At 31.7% G+C, this 20,140-nt stretch carries 17 protein-coding genes; 16 read left to right on the forward strand and 1 reads right to left on the reverse strand.

Annotated features, from left to right (window positions below):
* The first annotated feature begins 2 nt into the window (after nt 1-2).
* The 11 genes from WMO19_RS04560 to WMO19_RS04610 all read left to right on the forward strand — a co-directional run bounded on the left by WMO19_RS04560 (nt 3) and on the right by WMO19_RS04610 (nt 12,023).
* Nucleotides 3-671: a YoaK family protein gene (locus tag WMO19_RS04560; protein ID WP_019124583.1), complete on the forward strand. Its 669-nt coding sequence runs from the start codon at nt 3-5 to the stop codon at nt 669-671.
* A gap of 326 nt (nt 672-997) precedes the next feature.
* Nucleotides 998-1,651, forward strand: a complete 654-nt coding sequence (locus WMO19_RS04565; RefSeq protein ID WP_019124582.1) for a GntR family transcriptional regulator — start codon at nt 998-1,000, stop codon at nt 1,649-1,651.
* Between the two features lie 152 nt (nt 1,652-1,803).
* Complete coding sequence (locus WMO19_RS04570; RefSeq protein WP_019124581.1) at nt 1,804-2,565, forward strand: carbon-nitrogen family hydrolase; 762 nt, start codon at nt 1,804-1,806, stop codon at nt 2,563-2,565.
* Nucleotides 2,566-2,580: 15 nt separating this feature from the next.
* The gene (locus WMO19_RS04575) at nt 2,581-3,261 is read left to right on the forward strand and encodes a DUF2848 family protein (RefSeq protein WP_019124580.1); all 681 of its coding nucleotides are present in this window, start codon (nt 2,581-2,583) and stop codon (nt 3,259-3,261) included.
* A 31-nt stretch (nt 3,262-3,292) separates the two neighbouring features.
* On the forward strand, nt 3,293-4,321 hold the full coding sequence (locus WMO19_RS04580; RefSeq protein WP_332086563.1) for a DctP family TRAP transporter solute-binding subunit: 1,029 nt from the start codon (nt 3,293-3,295) through the stop codon (nt 4,319-4,321).
* Between the two features lie 13 nt (nt 4,322-4,334).
* The gene (locus tag WMO19_RS04585) at nt 4,335-4,805 is read left to right on the forward strand and encodes a TRAP transporter small permease (RefSeq protein ID WP_019124578.1); all 471 of its coding nucleotides are present in this window, start codon (nt 4,335-4,337) and stop codon (nt 4,803-4,805) included.
* Entirely contained in the window at nt 4,802-6,070 is a 1,269-nt protein-coding gene (locus WMO19_RS04590) for a TRAP transporter large permease (protein WP_349170380.1), read from the forward strand. The genes WMO19_RS04585 and WMO19_RS04590 overlap by 4 nt, the downstream gene beginning before the upstream one ends.
* A 718-nt stretch (nt 6,071-6,788) precedes the next feature.
* Nucleotides 6,789-8,138, forward strand: coding sequence for a DUF3798 domain-containing protein (locus tag WMO19_RS04595; RefSeq protein ID WP_349170382.1), 1,350 nt, complete (start codon nt 6,789-6,791; stop codon nt 8,136-8,138).
* Between the two features lie 76 nt (nt 8,139-8,214).
* Nucleotides 8,215-9,810, forward strand: coding sequence for a sugar ABC transporter ATP-binding protein (locus WMO19_RS04600; RefSeq protein ID WP_349170383.1), 1,596 nt, complete (start codon nt 8,215-8,217; stop codon nt 9,808-9,810).
* Nucleotides 9,803-10,879 carry an ABC transporter permease subunit gene (locus WMO19_RS04605; protein ID WP_019124574.1) on the forward strand — a complete coding sequence of 359 codons (1,077 nt, stop codon included), beginning with the start codon at nt 9,803-9,805 and terminating at the stop codon, nt 10,877-10,879. Before WMO19_RS04600 ends, WMO19_RS04605 begins: the two co-directional genes overlap by 8 nt.
* Nucleotides 10,872-12,023, forward strand: coding sequence for an ABC transporter permease subunit (locus tag WMO19_RS04610; RefSeq protein WP_349170385.1), 1,152 nt, complete (start codon nt 10,872-10,874; stop codon nt 12,021-12,023). Before WMO19_RS04605 ends, WMO19_RS04610 begins: the two co-directional genes overlap by 8 nt.
* A gap of 144 nt (nt 12,024-12,167) precedes the next feature.
* Here WMO19_RS04610 and WMO19_RS04615 read toward each other — a convergent pair whose 3' ends face one another.
* Nucleotides 12,168-13,031, reverse strand: a complete 864-nt coding sequence (locus WMO19_RS04615) for a DUF4300 family protein (protein ID WP_349170386.1) — start codon at nt 13,029-13,031, stop codon at nt 12,168-12,170.
* Nucleotides 13,032-13,194: 163 nt separating this feature from the next.
* Here WMO19_RS04615 and dpaL point away from each other — a divergent pair, with 163 nt between their 5' ends.
* The 5 genes from dpaL (at nt 13,195) to WMO19_RS04640 (ending at nt 20,043) form a co-directional block, all read left to right on the forward strand.
* Nucleotides 13,195-14,394 (forward strand): diaminopropionate ammonia-lyase, encoded by a 1,200-nt coding sequence (gene dpaL, locus WMO19_RS04620; RefSeq protein WP_349170387.1) that lies wholly within the window; start codon nt 13,195-13,197, stop codon nt 14,392-14,394.
* A 223-nt stretch (nt 14,395-14,617) separates the two neighbouring features.
* A complete protein-coding gene (locus tag WMO19_RS04625; RefSeq protein ID WP_349170389.1) occupies nt 14,618-15,205 on the forward strand; it encodes a TetR/AcrR family transcriptional regulator in 588 nt (195 codons plus the stop codon).
* 7 nt (nt 15,206-15,212) lie between these two features.
* Nucleotides 15,213-17,267 carry an efflux RND transporter permease subunit gene (locus tag WMO19_RS04630; RefSeq protein WP_349170391.1) on the forward strand — a complete coding sequence of 685 codons (2,055 nt, stop codon included), beginning with the start codon at nt 15,213-15,215 and terminating at the stop codon, nt 17,265-17,267.
* Nucleotides 17,268-17,290: 23 nt separating this feature from the next.
* Nucleotides 17,291-19,717 (forward strand): hypothetical protein, encoded by a 2,427-nt coding sequence (locus WMO19_RS04635; protein WP_349170393.1) that lies wholly within the window; start codon nt 17,291-17,293, stop codon nt 19,715-19,717.
* Nucleotides 19,718-19,776: 59 nt separating this feature from the next.
* A complete protein-coding gene (locus tag WMO19_RS04640) occupies nt 19,777-20,043 on the forward strand; it encodes a GNAT family N-acetyltransferase (RefSeq protein WP_288167561.1) in 267 nt (88 codons plus the stop codon).
* Nucleotides 20,044-20,140: the final 97 nt, after the last annotated feature.

Here is a 20,140-nt window from a genome sequence, read left to right on the forward strand (position 1 = left end):
ATTTGAAAATAAAAACCTATGAAAATTTGCACGAGACCTTTTTAGTTTTATTCTTTATAACAATTGCAGGTGGCTTTCAAGATGCCTACTCCTATCTAATGAGGGGGAAGGTCTTCGCCAATGCACAGACGGGAAATATTGTACTTCTCTTCAAAAATATTGTTGACTTAAATTTTAAGGCATCAATTTCATATTTAATACCTGTCATAGCTTTTGCCTTTGGCGTATATGTTGCAGTTCGTTTTGAATATGCTATCGAAAAGAAAATTCTTCATTGGCGTCAATACATAGTTGCCTTTGAAATAATTATTATGGTTATTGTTGCACTTATTCCTGAAAATTTAAACAATCTTGCCAATGCTCTACTATCTTTTTCCTGCGCCATGCAAGTTTATTCCTTTAAGAAAATTTATGGACTTAACTTTGCAACTACTATGTGTATTGGAAATCTTAGAAGCGCCACAGAAAATCTTTCTAAGTACCACATAACAAGAGAAAGAGAATACCTAGAAAAATCAAAAAAATATTACACAGTAATTTTAATTTTTGGCATGGGAGCAGCTCTTGGCTATATTACATCAGATTTATTTGGAATAAAATCAATACTAATTGCAGCAGCCTTCCTTACAATTTCTTTTATAATTTTATTTTTTGAAGAGAGAGGCAAATAAGTCTATAATAAATTATAAGATTATTAAGTTTTTTAATATAATAATATGTTGTATAATAATACGTGATTTCATAGAACAAAATGCCCTAAGTTTATAAGTAATTAATATGAAATATTTGTAATTAAAAATACATTTTTTTAATATTTTTGAGATCTGATTTTTTAATTTAAAAATCCTGAAAAAATTTTACCGATATCAAAAATAGAATTATAATTAATTTTTATATTTACGAAGCATAATTTAAAAAACATACAAGATATCTTCAAGGCTTTAGTTTGAAGTCTTTTGTTATTCGGTTAAATTAAATGAAATAGGAGTTGATAAGATTGCTTAAAGTAAAAAGCTATAAAATTGCTGCTTACGAAGAAATAAAAGAAAAAATAATAAGTGGGGAATTCGAACCTGGAAAATCTTTAAATGAGAGGACATTATCCGAAGAGTTTGGAATTAGTAGAACGCCAATAAGAGAAGCTTTGATGAAACTATCTTATGAGGGTTGGATTATTAATGAGCCTTATAAGCCGAATGTTGTTAGAAATTTTGATTTAAAAACTATTCTTGAAGCACAGAAAGTTAGGGCATCTTTAGAATTATTGGCTATTGAGGAATCATTTAATAAAATAAATATTGATGATATAAGAGAAATAGAATTAATAACTATAGATACTGAATCTGCAAAAACACAAAATGAATTTATTTATGCTGATAGGAGATTCCATGAATATATTTATAATAAAAGTGGGAATGAAATATTGAAAGCTACGATGAGAAATTTAAATGATATTATTAGATATTTTGGATTAGTATCCATAGATAACCCCGGTCGAACTAAGGAAACTGTTGATGAGCATACTAAAATAATTGATGCTTTAAAAATGAATAATAAAGAAGAAGCAATTAGATCAATGAAAAACCATATGATTCAAACAGAAAAATCGATAGTTAGAAGATTTGAAAGAAAAAATAAAAAAAATCAATAAAGAACTTGTATTAAAAGCTCAGTATTAAAGATTATACTGAGCTTTTAAATTATATAAAAAATTTAAAATTCTGATTAGATACTATTGACAAATGTTTTCTTTATTGATAATCTTAGTATATGGTATACCAAATACATAATAAGGAGGCATTTATGAAAATTAGTTTAGTTCAATGTGAACTTATAATGGGTGATGTTGATACAAACTTCAAAAACATTGAAGACAAAATAAGGGAATCCATGGTTGATAACCCAGATGTCATAGTTTTGCCAGAGATGTGGAATACTTCATTTATACCAACAAATGTGAATGAGATAAGTGATAGTGAAGGAAAAAGGTCAAGAGAACTATTATCTAAGTTATCAAAAGACTTAAGCGTAAATATTGTAGGTGGTTCTGTATCTAATACCTTAAATGGGGAGCTATATAATACATCTTATATTTTTGATCGTAATGGAAATGAAATAGCCAAGTATAATAAAGTACATTTATTTTCTCCTTCAGGAGAAGATCAGTTGTTTGAAAAAGGTAATCAACTTGTAACTTTTGAATTAGATGGCATAAAGTGTGGAATGGTAATTTGTTATGATATTAGATTTTTAGAATGGATAAGAAAATATGCACTAGAAGATATTCAAGTATTATTTAATTCAGCAGCTTGGCCAGCAAAAAGATCAATGCATTGGGATGTCTTAAACAGAGCAAGAGCTATTGAAAACCAAATGTTTGTCGTATGTGTTAACAGCGTAGGTGATTTTGGCGGTCATAGTGCAATAATTGATCCATGGGGAGAATATATTATTGAACCATTTGAATCAGATGAAATTAAAACTGGAGAATTAGACTTTTCTGTAATTAAAGAAATAAGAGAGAGCATAAATGTCTTTAGAGATAGACGTCCAGAATTATATTAACGAGGTGATCTATATATGAAAACGTTAAGTTTTATTTTAAACAATAAACAAATAGATTTTGATTTTGATAAAGTTTATGTTATTGGATACGCAGGAAGAGATATGGAAAAAACACAAGAACATATTGATGAGTTAGAGAGAGAACTGGGTGTAGCACCCCCAAAAAGAATCCCAACAATTTTTGAAGTATCTAAAGAAATTGTAACTCAGGATTCTGACCTAAAATTTGTTGGTGAACAAACTTCTGGAGAAGCAGAATATGTTATTTTATTAAAAAATGGAAAAACCTATATAACAATCGGGTCAGACCATACAGATAGAGGGTTAGAGAGTGTTAGCATTTTTAAATCAAAACAGGTGTGTTTAAAACCAATAGCAAATACTATATGGGATTATGATGAAATAAAAGATCATTGGGATTCTATCAAGCTAATGTCAAATCAAATTGTTAATGGAAAAGAAATAAATTATCAAAATGATACATTGGCATCAATTTTACCTGTTGAAAAAATATTAGAAGAATTAAAAGATAGAGTTGGGGATATTAATAACTCAATTATTTATTCTGGTACTGTTCCATTATTAGGTGGATTTGAATATGGAAATAAATTTATTTCTAAAATGGTAGATGAAAAACTAGGTAGAACAATAAATTTAAATTATGAAGTAAATGTAATACTAGAAGAAGAGAGATAATCGAAATTAAATCTAAATTAAGGAGAATATCATGAAAAAATTTAAAAAAATATTTACAAGTATTTTAGTCGTTTTATTAATATCTATAACATTAACAGCTTGTAGTTCAAAAAAAGAAACCAACGCGGCTAATAGTTCAACATCTGGAAAAATACAAATTAAACTAGGATGTGTGGGAAATGAACAACACCAATCTACTATTGCAGCAGATTTATTTAAGAAATATTTAGAAGAATCATCTGATGATTTTGAAGTTAGTGTATATCCTAATGCTCAATTGGGCGGAGAAAGGGAAATGGCAGAAGGTACTAAATTAGGAACTATTCAAATGACAATAGTTACTTCTGATGGAACGTTACCAGCATGGGTTCCTGAAATCCAAGTACTGTCAATACCTTACCTATTTGAAAATCAAGAAAAAGCGTATAAAGCATTAGATGGAATTATTTCTGAAAAATTAAACCCTAAATTTGAAGAAGCTGGATTTAAACATTTAGCTTTTGGAGAATTAGGTTTTAGACATTTTACTAATTCAAAAAAAGAAATAAAGACTGTAGAAGACATGAAAGGTTTATCTTTCAGAGTACAAGAAGCACCAGTTTGGTTTGCTTTACTAGATAGTTTAAATGCTTCAGCTGTTCCAGTTTCATTCAATGAGCTCTATACAGCTCTACAACAAGGAATGGTTGATGGGCAAGAAAATCCAATAGCTACAGTAGCAACACAAAAATTTTATGAAGTGCAAAAATATTTATCTTTAGATGGACACACTTATGCTGCAGTAAGTATGGTTATGAATAAAGACTTTTTTGACAAACTATCACCTGAACAACAAGAAGCAGTACAAAATGCAGCAAATAAAGCTGCTGAAGAACAAAGAAAAGTAGTCTCTGAACATGAAGAAGAATATTTAGAAGAATTGAAGAATAATGGAATGGTAATAACTGAAGTTGATAAAAATTCATTTGTTGAAGCAACTAAAGATATATACACTAAACCAGATGTAGCACAATTAGTAAGTCCTGAATTTGTTGATGAAGTTAGGGATTACATTAAATAACATTGGAGGTTTTATGAAGTATCTTGAAAAATTTTTAAAATTCGTTATGGTTGTAAGTTCAGCGGTGCTCGCAATTGTCACTTTTTTACAAGTTATAATGAGATTTTTATTTAAAATGCCTGTTGCTTGGGGACAAGATATTATAAGATTAAGCTTTGTTTATTTAGTATTTCTTGGTGCAGCTTATTGCTTAAAAACCAATGATCATCTAAATATTGATATCATATTTTCATTGATTCCTAACAAAGCTGGTAAAATTCTACAAATTTTAATAAATATAATATTATTAGGGTTTTTTGTATTTTTACTAATTTATGGTGTTGAGTTTTCAAAAACTGGCATAACACAAAAAGCACCATACACTGCTATTCCAATGATTTACTATTATGCTTCAATTCCAATAAGTGCAGCTTTCTTAATACTATATGATATTGAAATAATAATAAATCAAATCAAAAATATTAAGGATGGTGACAATAAATGATAATTATAATATTATTTGCAGCATTCCTTTTAGGAGTACCTATAGCATTTGCTTTGGGATTAGTATCATTAGGACAAATAGTAGCTGATGGTTATCCTTTACTTGTAGTAGCACAAAGACTCTTCACAGGAGTTGATAGTATTGCTTTAACTGCGATTCCTTTGTTTATTTTATCTGGTGGTTTAATGCTCAAAGGTGGAATGAGTGATAGACTTGTAAACTTTGCAGATTTACTAATTGGACATCACCCAAGCGGTCTAGCAATGGTAAGTATTTTAGCTTGTATGTTTTTTGCAGCAATCACTGGTTCAGCTATAGCAGCAACAGCTGCTATAGGTGGTATTATGGCGCCTATAATGATAGAGAAGGGTTATGACAAAGAATTTTGTGCTCCATTACTAGCAACCGGTGGATCAATAGGTCCTATAATTCCACCATCAATACCTTTGCTCATTTATGGTGTTATGGCAAATGTAAGCGTAGCAAAACTATTTATTGGTGGCTTTATTCCTGGAATATTAATGGGTGTAGCCTTGATGATTTACTCATATTTTGTAGGTAAAAAGAGAAACTATATTGGTAGAGATGAAAAAGCATCATTTAAAGAGGTACTAGTTGCGGGAAAAGATGCGATATTAGCCTTGATAATGCCTATAATTATAATAGGAGGAATAATGAGTGGATTTTTCTCTCCAACAGAGTCTGCTACAGTAGCTACTTTTTATGCATTAATAATAGGTTTATTTGTATATAAAGAGCTTAAAATCAGTGATTTGCCAGGAATATTATTAGATGCCGCCAAATCAACAGGACAAGTTTTGCTAGTAGTAGGAGCAGCTTCATTATTCACATGGGTAATAACAGTTAACAATATTCCTCAAACAGTTGGAGCATTCTTGGCTGATAATATAGGATCTAAATTTATGTTACTATTAATAATAAATATAATATTGTTGATAGCTGGAACATTTATTGATACTACAAGTGCGGTAGTTATTTTTACTCCTTTATTTTTACCAATAGTCCAAACATTTGGAATAGACTTAATCCATTTTGGATTAGTAATGGCTGTCAATTTAACTATAGGTATGTGTACACCTCCATTGGGAGTGTGCTTATTTGTTGCAGGATCAATTACAAAAGTTTCATTGAAAGAACAAATGAAAGATTTAGTTCCTATGCTAGTAGTTTTATTAGTAGTATTATTGATAATAACATATATACCTTCTACGGTAACAATACTACCTAATCTCTTTGTTAAATAATATTTTAAACTTCTAACTATATGTAAATTAGACGTTGGTCGTGATTATACAAATATAAATAGTTAGAAGTTTTTTAATTATTATAAACATTTTTATTTTTGATTTTATCTTAAATTTTTACATAAGAAAATTTTTTACTTTTTTAATTTTTATTCTTTAAATAAGAAAAAGTGAAAACCTTTTAAATTTGAATTTAAATTGATTTCTTAAAATAAAGGTAAAATTTTTCCATAATAGTAAGTATAGTATAATAGCCTTAATTTTATAAAAAAATCCTTTTGATTTAATTGGCTGAAATCAAATATAATTTTTTCGGAATTTTTAAAAAGGGCAAAAATTTTGCCTTATATCAAGGTCTGAGCACAGTTTGCTCAGACTTTTTTATTGCAGGCTTATTTATTGGTGTAAAGGAGAAAAAGGAAAAAGTATTATTTTTTTAGATAGACTATTTATATTATTAATAATTTGTTTTTTAAAAATTCTCTATTTAAATTGTTGAAAAATATTATCAAAAACCTGCATTTCTTCAAAAGATTATTTGAAAGAAATATATCAAAATTAAATTTTACTTTGTGTAAATATTAGGTAAAATTTTTGTATTTAAAAAATTTCTTTGTATGTTCATATATTGAGAATAATATTGACCTTTGCTATTTAATGTGATAAAATCTCTTTAATTTATAAACCAATATTAAATAAATTAGAAGAGGTGTAAAAAATGAAAGTAAAATTTAAAAGGTTTATGGGTATTATGATGCTATTATTAGCAGTTATCGCCTTTAGCGGTTGTCAAAAAGTTGACAATGGAGCTAAAGAGGAAGGCAAAGATGCTAATGTTGCTGCCGATGTCAAAGAAGATGGCGTTAAAGCTCAATTTGAAACTCTTAAAGATGGCGAAGAATTCCATATTGGAATTATAACTGGTACAGTATCACAAGGTGAAGATGAGTTCCGTGCTGCTCAAAAAGCTATTGAACTTTATGGTTCTGCTGATGAAGGCGGAGTTATTAAACACGACACTTATCCAGACAGATTTGAAGCTGAACAAGAAACTACAATTTCAAAGATTGTAGCTATGGCAGATGACCCTCTAATGAAAGCTGTAATTGTAAATCAATCAGTTCCAGGAACTGTAGCAGCCTTTAATCAAATTAGAGAAAAAAGACCTGATATCATTCTTGTTAACTTAGTTGCACAAGAAGATACAGTAATGGTAGAAAAAGCAGCTGACCTAGTAATGGATGCCGATAATGTTTCCAGAGGTTACAGAATTATTGCTGCAGCAAAGGAAATGGGAGCTACTAAATTTGCTCATATCACTTTCCCTAGACACATGTCTATTGAACTTTTAGCTCTTAGAAGAGCTATCATGGAAGAAGCATGTAAAGACCTAGGACTTGAATTTATTTCACTTAACGCACCTGATCCAACAACTGATATTGGTATCCCAGGAGCACAACAATATGTAGCTGAAAATATTCAACCTTGGATTGACAAGTATGGTAAAGACACTGCTTTCTTCTGTACAAATGATGCACATACTGAACCACTTCTTAGAGGTGTTGCAGCTGGTGGAGCTATCTTTGTAGAACAAGATTTACCATCTCCAATCATGGGTTATCCAAAGGCATTCTCTGTTGATATTAAAGATATGGCAGGAGATTGGCAAGCAATCAACGCTGCTGTTGAAAAAGCTGTTATTGAAAAAGGCGGCGACAAGAGAATGGGTACTTGGGCTTATTCATTAGGTTATTCACTAACTCTTGGTGCACTTGACCATGTAATGGATGTTCTTAAGGGACAAGGAGAACTTCTTAACCAAGAACAAATCGTAAGTGCTATTGAAAAATATACTGAAGGTGCAAACTGGATGGTTGAAAACTATATAGATAGAGCTTCTGGAGAAAAGAAAGAAAATCACTTCTTACTATCTCAAGACACTTATGTATATGGTAGAGGTTACCTAGGTATGGATAAAGTTGAAGTTCCTGAAAAGTATTTGAATCTTAATGTTGATTTAGATGCTATTGAAGCTGCTCAAGAACAAGCTGAAGGACAAGCTAAATAATTATTTTATAAGAAAAATTAAAGTCAACGGGCTACCGTTGATTTTAATTTTATTTTAAGAAGATGGAGGGATTTTGTTGACAAACAGTTTACTTGAAGTCAAGAATGTCAGCAAGAGTTTTGGCGAAAACGTCGTCTTAAAGGATGTTAATTTTAACCTTCAAAAGGGAGAAATTTTGGGACTTGTTGGTGAAAATGGTGCAGGTAAGTCCACTCTTATGAATATAATTTTCGGAATGGAAGTTATTAAAGACACAGGCGGTTATAACGGTGAAATTTATTTTGACGGAAAATTAATTGACTTCAAAAACCCAATTGACGCCTTAAATGCAGGCATAGGCATGGTACATCAAGAATTTAGTTTAATCCCTGGATTTACAGTTGCAGAAAATATTACTCTCGATATGGAGAAGACAAATTCCTCTGTAATTTCTAAAATTTTTGGTAAAAAACTAGAGAGTATAGATGCTAAAGAAAATATTAGAATAGCAGGTAAGTCTCTCGACACTTTGGAAGTTAGCATTGATACCAGTGCTTTAGTTTCCGAAATGCCTGTTGGTCATAAGCAATTTATTGAAATTGCTAGGGAAATGACAAGAAAAGATGTTAAGTTAATAATTATGGATGAGCCAACTGCTGTACTTACAGAAACTGAAGCTAACAACCTTATTGCTTCACTAAGGACTCTAGCAGATCTTGGCATTTCTATAATTTTCATCACTCACAGACTTCGTGAAATCATAAATGTATGTGATCAAGTTGTTGTACTTAGAGATGGTGAAATAATTGAAGACAGAAAGAATGAAAATCTATCTATTGAACAAATTGCTAAATGGATGGTTGGTAGAGATGATGAATCAAAGAAGTTAGCTGTAGAGAAAGTGGATAAGAATTTAGATGAAAATGACCACATTCTTGAAATTGAAAACCTCTGGGTTGATATGCCAGGTGAAGCTGTCTACGATGTAAGTCTTTCTGTTATTAGAGGAGAAATTCTAGGCATTGCTGGCCTTGCTGGTCAAGGTAAACTTGGTATTCCAAATGGAATTTTGGGCACTTATCCAGTAGGTGGCAAGCTAATTTATAATGGCAAAGAATTAAAACTTGGCGATACTTTAGATATTTTGAGAAATAAAATTGCCTTTGTTTCTGAAGATAGAAGAGGTGTAGGTCTTTTATTGGAAGAGCCAATTTTTTGGAATATAGCTTTTAATGCTATGCAAGTTCAAGAAAAGTTTATTAAAAGAGTTCTTGGATTTAAGTTTAGAGATGAAGCTAAGATGAAAGAGCTATCTAATGAATACATTGAATCTCTGCACATAAAGACAACTGGACCAGAACAAAAGGCAGGAAACTTATCTGGTGGGAACCAACAAAAGATTTGTCTTGCTAAAGCTTTTGCCATGGAACCAGACCTTTTATTTGTATCTGAACCTACTAGAGGTATAGACATTGGTGCAAAGGAACTTGTATTAGATGCCTTAAAAGAAAGTAATGAAAAGGACAATACTACTATTGTCATGGTTTCATCAGAACTTGAAGAACTTAGAAGTATATGTAATAGAATTGCTGTTATTTGTGAAGGAAAAATCGCAGGGATTTTACCAGCAAATGCTGATGCAACAGAATTTGGACTTCTAATGAGTGGAGAAGTGGAGGCAGTAAATGACTAAAAAGAAAAGTTTAATTAACAAAATTGGAATTCCACGACTTATTATTGGAGTCTTCTTACTAATTCTTTTTATTGCAGCTCCAATGGCTGGCGTTTCATTAGTCGATTCTATTGACAATGTTCTTTCAAGATTTGGTATGTTTTCAGTTTTAGTTTTATCCCTTGTGCCAATGGTACAATCTGGTTGTGGACTTAACTTTGGTATCCCAATTGGAGTTGTAGCGGGAATTCTTGGTGGTGTAACTTCAATTGAATTTGGTTTTACAGGTTTTAAAGGGATTTTCATAGCAATGCTATTTGCATCTCTTATAGCAGTTGTATTTGGATTTTTCTACGGACTACTTTTAAATAGAATTAAGGGCGATGAAATGCTTATTGCAACTTATGTTGGATATTCATTCACAGCTTTTATGTGTATTGCCTATTTAATTCTTCCTTACAAGAATCCAGTTTCTGTTTTAAGTTATGGAGGAAAGGGACTATCCCAACAAATTCCAGTTGCAGATTATTGGATGAAGTCAAAAATTTTGGAAGATGGCACTAAGGTAACTGTTGGTGTATTAAATAACTTTTTAAGTATTAATATACTTGGTGTTAAAATTCCTGTGGGTATGTTTTTATTATTTGCACTTATGGCATTTATTGTATGGGCATTTTTCAAGACAAAAACTGGTACTGCAATGACAGCTGTAGGATCTAACTCAGAATATGCAAAGGCTGCTGGTATTCACATTAACAAGGTAAGACTTGTTTCTGTAATTCTTTCAACAGTTATTGCTGCCATCGGTATTGTTATTTACCAACAATCCTATGGTTTTATACAACTTTACCAAGCACCGCTTTCCTTTACATTCCAAACAGTAGCTGCACTATTAATTGGTGGTGCAAGTATTAACAAGGCATCAATTCCAAATGTTATAATTGGTACATTTTTATTCCAAGGTGTAATTACACTTACTCCTACTGTAATAAATGGTGCATTAAATATTGATATTTCAGAAATATTAAGAATGATAATCACAAATGGAATGATAATTTACGCACTAACAAGGAGGAGTAAAGATGAATAAGAAATTTAATTTTAAAGAATTTTTATACAGATTTATGGTTCCTATTTTGTTTATAATCATAGTTGTGGCAGGACTTATAATTGCTAAACCACCACTATCTTATATAACAAATGAACTTTCCAAGAGAATGGTAAGAAATACATTCCTTGTACTTTCTCTTATCATACCGATTATTGCTGGTATGGGTATCAACTTTGGTATTCCACTTGGAGCAATGGCTGGTCAAATTGGAATAATTTTTGCACAAGACTGGGGCTTTACTGGAGCAACTGGACTTTTAATAGCTGCTCTTATTGGTACTCCGATTGCAGTTTTACTTGGTCAATTCTCTGGAAGAGTTTTAAATAGAGCAAGAGGAAGAGAAATGATTACATCAATGATGCTTGCTTTCTTTATCCTAGGCTGGTACATGCTTTTCCTATTGTACTTCTGCGGAACTTTAATTCCAATGAGAACAAAAGCCATGGTATTATCATCTGGTTATGGTATTAAAAACTCCATTACTCTTGCATCTGCCCAAGGCTTTGACAATATTTTAAAAATCAGAGTTAATATTCCTATTACTGCAAAGCATCAAATTTTATTTGATGTGCCAGTAGTTACAATTTTAATTATTGCTTTACTTTGCGCATTTATCGTATGGTTTAGAAACACTAAACTTGGTCACGATATGAAGGCAGTTGGACAAGATCAATTTGTATCTTCCAACGCAGGTATGAACTCTGATAAAATCAGAATTGCATCTATAGTAATGTCAACTGTACTTGCTTGCTATGGACAAATTATTTATCTTCAAAACATTGGTACACTTGCAACTTATGCAGGTCAAGACCAAGCAGCACTATACGCTGCAGCATCAATCCTTGTTGGTGGTGCATCTGTATCCAAGGCATCAATTCCAAATGTAATCTTAGGTACTGCACTATTCCACTTGATGTTTATCGTTCTTCCGCAAGCAGGAAGAGTTTTAACAGGCGATGCCATGATGGGTGAATATTTCAGAACATTTATCTCCTACGGCGTTGTAACTCTTGCACTTATTCTTCACGCTTTTGAAAGAAAGAGAGAACTTGAAGCAAATAGGTTGAAGATGCGAGAAGACAGATTAAATGAAAATAAAAAAGAAGAAGTTACTGAAAATTAATATTAATGTAATTTCAAAATTTATAATAAAAAATTGCTCAAGAATACTTGGGCAATTTTTTGCGTTTTATAGACTTATAATTAATATTTTCTAAAAATAATTTTCTTGCTTATAACTACAAAGAATTTTAAATAAAAATTGGAATTAAATATCTATATATTTATTATTTTCCATGATAAAGGGCGGCGCTACATTGGGGTCCTTGTAGTCCTCAAACTTTTCCTTTAAGTACTTGTAGCAGGACTCCTTGTCAGGAAATTTTATTGCCTGATAGGGCTCTTCAAAGGAAATTTTTTCTATAAACAAATATCCTTTTTCAAGGGGAAGAAGAACTCCAACATGACCAATAAAAAGATAATCGCCATCTAAATTGTCATGAAGGACTACAGAAAGCATCTTAATTTTTTCAGGGAAGCTGAAATTTGATAAAAATTCCGACATAAGATCTCCTTGAAGCTTTGGATCCTTGCTACTTTTTGTTGCAACTCTTGAAAATAAGCCTTTAAAATTTTTAAATTCCTCATCATTGAATAAATTTGAATTTTTTATGGCCTCTTCGTCCATAAAAAGTAGGTCGTCATCAATTTTTGTCTCTCCCTTAAATTTCATCTCATCCTTTAAAAGTAAAAAGGAATTAATTCTACAATTTGTGTCGGGAAAATCGTGCTTGAGCTTACTTCTCTCATCAATAATTTTGCCAGTATCAATATTTATACTAGATAAACTTTTAAAATCGCCAATGAGAAGATTTTGCGATATACCTTTGTTATAATCTCTTACAAGAGCAGCAAACTTTTCCAGGCTTTGGCTATTCACACTTCCATCAAGGGAATTTTTAACAAAATCTAAAGTCTTTTCATCATTTAAATTAGAAATTTCTGGCTCTCCTTTTTTTTCTTCAACCATTTCTCCATTATCAATATTATTTTTATTTGTTAAATTATTTTTTGCACAGGCGGATGTAAGAAATGCAAGGCAGGCAAATAAAATTAAAATTTTTCTCTTCATCTTTCCTCCAAGAATTAAATTATCAAAGTAGATTATACAATAAAAAATATTTTTTCTAAATGATATCTTGCATAAATAAGTCCCAAAGAAATAAAAAATATAAGCATATCTTTTACATAATTAAAATGATAAACTAATAACATAAGATGAAAGCAGGTGAGACATGGATAAATTTAACTTAACTTATATTGAAAATAAAAATACTTATGCAGATATTTCAGACTTTGATTATGATTCTGCAAAGATTGTTAATAATTTTCACAAGTCCTTTGACATCTATGAAAAGACTCCTTTAGTGGACTTAAAAAATTTGGCAGAGGAAATTGGACTAAGGAAATTTTTTGTAAAGGATGAATCCTATAGATTTGGCTTAAATGCCTTTAAGGTCCTTGGTGCAAGTTATGCTATTGCCAATTATATAGGAGAAAAAATTGGATTAGGTGAAAATAATTTAACTTTTGATGAAATAACTTCAGTTGAGACAAAGAAAAAACTGGGGGAATTAATTTTTACCACTGCAACAGATGGCAATCATGGTCGCGCTGTAGCTTGGACTGCAAATAAACTTGGTCAAAGGTCAAAAGTCTTTATGCCAAAGGGGACTACTCTTGAGAGATTAGAAAACATTAGAAGAGAAAATTCTGACGCCCATATTATGGAGGAAAATTATGACGACTGCGTGAGGCTTGCTGCAAAATTTGCAAGAGAAAATAAGGGCGTCTTAATTCAAGATACTTCCTGGCAAGGGTACACTGAAGTCCCAAAAAACATTATGAAGGGCTATATGACCATGGCTTATGAAGTCTTTATGGACTTAAAGGAAAAAGAAATGCTGCCAACTCATATTTTCTTGCAGGCAGGTGTTGGCTCTATGGCAGCATCAATGACTGCATTTTTTAGAAATGTAATGAAGGAAAATCCTCCAAAAATTATTATTGTGGAGCCTAATAAGGCAAATTGCCTTTACAGAACTGCCCATGCCAATGATGGCAGGCTTCATTTTGTAAAGGGTCATCTCAACTCAATAATGGCGGGACTAAACTGTGGTGAGCCAGTTACTATTGGTTGGCCTATTTTAGAGTCCTATTCTGATTATTTTTTGTCAGTAGATGATTATTACACTGCCCTTGGCATGAGAATTTTAGGAAATAGTATTGGAGATGATAGAAAAATTATTTCTGGTGAATCAGGTGCTGTGACTACTGGCATTGTTTATGAACTTATGAAAGACGAAGATCTAAGGGAATATAGAAATAAGATTGGCTTAGACAAAGATTCACTTGTTCTATGTTTTTCAACAGAAGGGGACACAGACAAGAAAACTTACAGAGAAATAGTTTGGCGTGGAAGGTATAATAGTTAAATTTTTTAATTTTTTTAAAAATTACTAACCTAAATTTTTGAAAAGATTAATGTTTATAAAATTTAATATATGAAGTTTTTAGACTTTGCATAAGGCAGAGTCTTTTTTACTTATTTTAAAAAATTTTTAAAATAAAAATAAAAAAAGTGTTGAACTTTATTTACAAAAGGGGTATTATATTTTTTGAAAAGATGAACAATGTTCAGTTTTTAAGGGAGGATATATGTTAAAGTCTGAAGAAAGAAAAAAAGAAAAAGAAAATAGAATTACAACAGCTGCTCTTTCTTCCTTTAGAGATAAGGGGATAGAGTCAACTTCAATTAGAGACATAATGAATAGAACAGACTTAGGGCTAGGTACATTTTATCTCTACTTCAGAGACAAAAGAGATCTTGAAGAAAAAATTGTTTTAGATATTATGACGGAATTATTTTACAGTGCAGAAGCAATGTGCAAGGGTGAGGATTCTAAGGAGAGATTGATTAACTTTTTTGACTTTATAATCGACTACTTAATAAATGACCCACTAGAGTTAAAACTTATTTCCAAAAATTTAAATTGGGCTCTTTATGCAAAAGTTGAAAATGATGATAGGTTTAAGGAAACAGAAACTACTCTTGATTTTATTTTAAATAAATTTTCAAATTTATTTCCTGCCATTTTGTCAGAGGAAGAAAAAATATTTATTTTGTCTATTACAATAAATATTGTGCTTTCAACTTGTGAGTCCGCTTTAATGGATGATTCAATTCTAGGAATAGAAGAAATGAAACCTGTACTATATAAAATTGTGGACAGGATATTTAGGTAGTGTTTAGATGAAAAAATTTACAAAATTTATTTCACATAGGCCTAAGTTTGTGCTTTTGGTTATGACCCTACTTCTCATTCCAGCCTTTTTAGGTTATAAGCTTACGGGAGTCAACTATGATATTTTATCTTACTTACCAAAAGATTTAAAGTCCACTCAAGGGCAGGAGATTTTGGATAAGGATTTTAAAAATGCTGCCACAGGCATGTTAATCTTAGAGGGGACCGACCATGAAGCAGAAGTTTTGAGAGAAAAAATACTAAAAATTGATGGTGTAGAAGATGTAATTTCTAAAACATCAACTGTTGGCAATATGATTCCCAGTGAATTTTTGCCAGATGATATAAAAGATATTTTTTATGCTGAAGATTCTACCCTAATGATTGTAAAATTTAGCGAGTCGTCTTCTTCATTAAAGACTATGTCTGCTATTGACCAAATTAGAAGTATTGAATCAAATCAAAAATATTTAAGTGGGATTTCCTCTCTAGTAAAAGATACCAAGGACTTAATTGACAAGGAAACGCCAATATATGTTGCCCTTGCCGTTACTCTTGGACTTATTATTTTATCTTTTACTAATGAATCCACAATCATACCCTTTGTTTTCATTCTAACTATAGGTTATGCAGTTTTATATAACTTTGGGACTAATATATTTTTGGGAGAGATATCCTATATCACCAAGGCCATAGCGGCGGTTTTGCAGCTGGCAGTTACCATGGACTATTCCATATTCCTCTACCACAGATATGTAGAAGAGAAAAAGAATTTTGACAATAAAAATGATGCCATGGACATGGCAATTCAAGAAACTATTTCTTCACTCTTTGCCTCATCTCTAACAACTTTTGCAGGCTTTATTGTTTTAATAGCCATGAGATTAGGACTTGGAAAAGACATTGGTCTTGTAATGAGTAAGGGTGTCTTAATAGGACTCATAGCAACAGTTACAGTTCTTCCTGCCATGCTACTTGTAGTTGAAAAATTCATCAACAAGTACAATCACAGAGTAATGCTTCCTGAATTTAATAGGCTGGCAAATTTTACAATAAAGCATAAAAAAACTCTTTTTACGGTTTTTCTTTTGCTTTTTGTACCTGCAATTTATGGTTCAGTTAACACAAAACTTTACTACAACTTGGACAGATCGCTTCCACAGGACTTAGATTCAATAGTTGCCTTAAATAAAATGAAAAAAGATTATGATATGGCAAGTACCCACTTCATTGTTGTAAAAGATGACCTTTCAAAGTCAGACTTAGAAGGTCTTATAAGCGATATAAAGGGCGTTGAGGGAATAAACTCTGTTTTAAGTGCAAGTTCTGTCACAGGATACACTATCCCAAGTGAATTTTTGCCTGAGAAGCTTCAGGATAATTTTTCAAAAAATGGCTATCAGATGATTATGGCAAACTCCAAGTTTCAAACTGCATCGCCAGAAGTGAAAAAGCAAGTTGGAGAAATGAAAAGTATCATTAATAAATATGACAAGGAAGGTTATTTGACTGGAGAAGCAGTTTTAACTGATGACTTAACAGTTATTTCAGATAGAGACTTTCAAATTGTAAATTTAATTTCAATTGCTGTTGTATTTTTAATTATTGCTCTTGTGTTTAAGTCAATTGGAATACCAATAGTTTTAATTGGGGCAATTGAACTTGCAATCCAAATAAATATGGGAATTCCATTTTATTTAAATCACACTATACCTTTTATAACTTCAATAATAATTGGAGTAATACAGCTTGGATCTACTATTGACTACTCGATTTTAATGACTGATAGATTTTTGGCTGAATATAATAAAACCAAGGATGTAGATGAGTCTATCAAAATTTCAGTTAAGGAGACTTCAAAATCTATTGTCACATCTGCTTTATCCTTTATGGCAGCCACAATTGGTGTAGGTATTTTTTCAAAAATGGAAATTGTATCGACGATTTGTACATTTTTAGCTAGAGGCGCAATTATTAGTATGTGCGTAATTATACTATTATTGCCTGCTATTATTTCAGTATGTTTTCCACTAATAAAGAAAACTACTAAGGGTTTAGATTAAAAATTATTTAAAGGAGAAGAAAAATGAATAAAAAAGTTCAAAAAGGTGTAATTACAGTTGTTTTGTCTTCCATGCTTTTGACAAATACAGCTTTTGCTGCATCAAATGTCATAAATAAAAGTGAAACTGTTTATGTCTTAAAAGAAAATGACAATATTAAAGATAAAACTGTTTCAGTTTGGTTAAATTCAGAAGAAAATATTAAGGGCAAGGACAAGTCCAACTTAAAAAATGTTAAAAATTTGAAGACTGATGAAAAAGTTGAAAATAAAAATGGTTATATTTATTGGGATGAAAATGTAAAGGACATTTACTACCAAGGCAAAAGCGAAGAAAATATTCCAATTGATGTAAAAATTGATTATTATCTTGACGGCGAAAAAATGGAAAATAGTGAATTAAAGGGCAAGTCCGGCCACCTTAAATTAGTTATTTCAACTGAAAACAATAAGTATGTTATAAAGAATATTGCTGGCAAAAAAACTAAGGTCTATGCACCTTATACAGTTATAGCAGCCCTATCCTTCCCACAAGAAGTTGCATCAAACATTGAATCTGATGATGCAAAAATTGCAAAAGATGGCAAAAATGAAGTTGTAACTTCAGTATTGACTCCAGGTCTTAGAGAAAACTTCGAAAGTATTTTAGAAGATAGGCAAATGGAAGAATTTAGAAGTGAAGCAGTGGTTGAAATGGATGTAAAAGATTACGATCCAGTGGAAGCTTATGTGGTAATTTCTAATGAGTTATTCCAAAACGAAGCAGATTTAGAGACAATTGACAAGCTTCGTGACGGCGTTAGAGAGCTTGAAGACAATTCACAAAAACTAGTTGACGCATCTACAAAACTATCTGAAGCCCAAGGCAAATTAAATGATGGTATAAGTGAACTTGGCGATGGAACTGTTAAACTTAAGGATGGTTCCAAGGAGCTTTACGATAAATCTGGAGACTTCGAAGAAAAAATTGACGAAGTAATTGAAAAGGTTGAGCCAATTCCAGGTGCAGCACAAGAAATGTATGAAGGCGGTAGCAAATTAACTTCTGGAATTAGCGACTACACTTCTGCAGTGGGCAAGATGAATGAAAAAACTGGAGAAATGAAAGATGGAGCCAAAAAACTTCACGATGGTTCAGTTGAACTAGACAATGGACTTGGAAAGTTAAAGGAAGCCACAGTACAATTAAGAGAAGGTTCAAGTAAATTAAGTAAGATTGACGAAATGAAGGAAGAAGCCTTAAAGAAGTTGGCAGAATTAAAATCTGGAATAGGACAGCTTTCTGCCGGCGCCCAAAAACTTGAGGCAGGAGCATCTCAGGCTCTTGAAGGTGCAAATAAACTTGCAGAAGGAGAAAAGAACTTTAATAGTAATTTCAAAATGCTAAATGATAAAGTTCAAGCTATGGAGGTGCCAAATCTATCAGGACTTGGAAATATTAATGTTGAAGGAGATCTTCAAAATATTGGAGCAGGTGCACTATCAGTTGGAGCATCAGCAAGAGACATTGGACAAGCAATACAAATGCTAAAAGAAGCCAATGTTGAGAATAATCCACAAATTAATCAAGCAATTGCAATTTTAGGAGATTGTGCAGGTAATATTGGACAAAATGCACAAAGTATTGGTGGATCAGCAAAAAAAGTTGGAGATGATCTCAAAGGATTAAAAGCTTTAACAGGAATGGCAGGGCAATTAGAAGAATTAAAGAAATTAAAGGGTGGAATGAATCAACTTGCCGCAGCATCAGAACAAATAAATGCTGGAGCAAGTCAACTTCCTCAAGGTCTTGAACAATTAAAATCAGGAACAACAGAACTTTCTAATGGGGCAAATCAAATTAATTCTGCTCTTGAAAAGGCTATGTCAGAGGCAGCATCAAAACTTGACACTTCACAACTTATGAAGCTTTCAGATTCTCTTGTTAAACTTGACGATGCAGCAGGAAAATTAAAGGACGGCTCATCAAAATTAAGAGAAGGAACAGAAAAGAGTGAGGATGCAGTAAATAAATTTACAGATGCAATTACTGAGCTTGACTCAAATTCACCTAAACTAAATTCAGGAGCAAATGAACTTACTGAGGGACTATTAGAATTCCGCGACAAGTCTGTATTATTTAAAGATTTTCCAAGACTTAAGACTGAAGGTGTAGTACCATTGAGAGATGGAATTAAGAAGTTAGACGATGGAATCATCGACTTAAACTCTGGAGCTATTGAATTAAAAGATGGCGGAGTTTTAATAGATGACAACATGAAAATTTTTGCAGAAAAATTAGAAGAATTTAAACAAAAGGGAATTGATGAACTAGACAAGAAGACACAAGAACTTCCTGAGTTTAAAGAAATTGTTGACACTATGTCTGAACTCTCTAAAGAAGATTCATCCTTCACAGGAACTTCTGCAGACTTTGACACTAAGTATAGAATAATCGAAAAAATCAAATAATGTGACAAATCCGAAAATTTGGGTATTACATGATTAATATCAATTTTTAGGAGGTCATTATGGAAATTAAAAAAGGAAACAACTGTTACTATATAGGAGAAGACGAAAATAATTACAAGGGAATTTTGACTTACGAAGAAAAGGGCGATGTAATAGATGCTACACACACTATTGTAAAACCTGAGTACGGCGGACAAGGTCTTGCAGGTGAGCTTGTAAAAAAACTTGTAGAAGATGCGAGAAGCGAGAATAAAAAAATAAAGGGAACTTGCTCCTATGTTGAGAAAAAACTTGAATCAAGTGACTTTGACGATGTAAGAGCTTAATAATGAGATGGGTGAGACTTATATGTACCCTCTTTACTGGACAAACCAGTAAGGAGGGTATTTTTATGAAATATAGTTATGAATTTAAAAAAGAATG

It is taken from the genome of Peptoniphilus hominis (ex Hitch et al. 2025) (assembly GCF_040096015.1).
Lineage (GTDB): Bacteria > Bacillota > Clostridia > Tissierellales > Peptoniphilaceae > Peptoniphilus_A > Peptoniphilus_A hominis.

What these genes read in the sequence shown, in the direction of transcription:
- WMO19_RS04605 (WP_019124574.1), top strand. Translation starts at nt 9,803, where the DNA reads ATGACTAAAAAGAAAAGTTTAATTAACAAAATTGGAATTCCACGACTT.
- WMO19_RS04630 (WP_349170391.1), top strand. Translation starts at nt 15,213, where the DNA reads ATGAAAAAATTTACAAAATTTATTTCACATAGGCCTAAGTTTGTGCTT.
- WMO19_RS04625 (WP_349170389.1), top strand. Translation starts at nt 14,618, where the DNA reads ATGTTAAAGTCTGAAGAAAGAAAAAAAGAAAAAGAAAATAGAATTACA.
- WMO19_RS04595 (WP_349170382.1), top strand. Translation starts at nt 6,789, where the DNA reads ATGAAAGTAAAATTTAAAAGGTTTATGGGTATTATGATGCTATTATTA.
- WMO19_RS04640 (WP_288167561.1), top strand. Translation starts at nt 19,777, where the DNA reads ATGGAAATTAAAAAAGGAAACAACTGTTACTATATAGGAGAAGACGAA.
- WMO19_RS04635 (WP_349170393.1), top strand. Translation starts at nt 17,291, where the DNA reads ATGAATAAAAAAGTTCAAAAAGGTGTAATTACAGTTGTTTTGTCTTCC.
- WMO19_RS04610 (WP_349170385.1), top strand. Translation starts at nt 10,872, where the DNA reads ATGAATAAGAAATTTAATTTTAAAGAATTTTTATACAGATTTATGGTT.
- WMO19_RS04615 (WP_349170386.1), bottom strand. Translation starts at nt 13,031, where the DNA reads ATGAAGAGAAAAATTTTAATTTTATTTGCCTGCCTTGCATTTCTTACA.
- WMO19_RS04590 (WP_349170380.1), top strand. Translation starts at nt 4,802, where the DNA reads ATGATAATTATAATATTATTTGCAGCATTCCTTTTAGGAGTACCTATA.
- WMO19_RS04570 (WP_019124581.1), top strand. Translation starts at nt 1,804, where the DNA reads ATGAAAATTAGTTTAGTTCAATGTGAACTTATAATGGGTGATGTTGAT.
- WMO19_RS04575 (WP_019124580.1), top strand. Translation starts at nt 2,581, where the DNA reads ATGAAAACGTTAAGTTTTATTTTAAACAATAAACAAATAGATTTTGAT.
- dpaL (WP_349170387.1), top strand. Translation starts at nt 13,195, where the DNA reads ATGGATAAATTTAACTTAACTTATATTGAAAATAAAAATACTTATGCA.
- WMO19_RS04585 (WP_019124578.1), top strand. Translation starts at nt 4,335, where the DNA reads ATGAAGTATCTTGAAAAATTTTTAAAATTCGTTATGGTTGTAAGTTCA.
- WMO19_RS04580 (WP_332086563.1), top strand. Translation starts at nt 3,293, where the DNA reads ATGAAAAAATTTAAAAAAATATTTACAAGTATTTTAGTCGTTTTATTA.